Raw genomic sequence first — 785 nt, 5'->3', positions numbered from 1 at the left:
ATTACATCATCAGCAATGCCCAGGGGTCGCCGCAGACCCAGAGGACCCAGGCCGAGCAGGCCATTACCGCAGGCGCCAGCATTCTGCTTATCACCAATCTTGATTCCGGCAGCGGAGCAGCCATTCAGGCCGATGCCGTTGCCCGTGGCGTGACGGTCATCGATTACGACCGCCTCACTCTCAACGGATCGGCGCAGTTCTACGTCAGCTTCGACAATAAGAATGTCGGCGAGCGCATGGCTCAGGGGCTGGAGCAGTGCATCGCCGATTGGAAGGTCGACAAGCCGCAGATCTTCCATCTCGGTGGATCTCCGACCGACAACAACGCCACGCTCGTCGAGCAGGGCTATGACGAAGTGCTGGGCCGGCATTACGACGCAGGAAAAGCCACACGTGTTGGCGCCGTGCGCGTGCCCAACTGGGACAATCAGGTCGGCCTGACTATGTTCGAACAGGCATGGCAAGCCAATCCGCAGATCAATGCCGTGCTGTCTGGCAGTGATGGTCTCGCCCAATCCGTCATTTCGGTGATGAAAAACCGGGGGATTGCGCCGCGAACCATCCCGACGACGGGGCAGGACGCCATTCTCTACGCTTTGCAGAATATCCTCTCGGACTGGCAATGCATGACGGTCTACAAGCCCATCTACCGACAGGCGGCCGCAGCGGCTGCCGTCGCCGTCATGCTGCGGGCGGGCGAGCCACTGCCGGCGGCCCTGGTGAACGGCAGCTACGATGCTGAGAGCCACGCGGTCCCGTCGATCCTTCTCGACCTCGTCACCGTC

1 protein-coding gene is annotated in these 785 nt (G+C 61.5%); it reads left to right on the top strand.

From position 1 onward, the window contains the following. The coding region (locus ACFHWW_RS33930) for a substrate-binding domain-containing protein (protein WP_379943748.1) at positions 1-785 on the top strand (785 nt) is incomplete at both ends.

The sequence above is a fragment of the Sinorhizobium sp. P24N7 genome, from assembly GCF_042436655.1.
GTDB lineage: Bacteria > Pseudomonadota > Alphaproteobacteria > Rhizobiales > Rhizobiaceae > Sinorhizobium > Sinorhizobium meliloti_A.
This window is presented reverse-complemented; position numbering and strand designations above follow the sequence as displayed.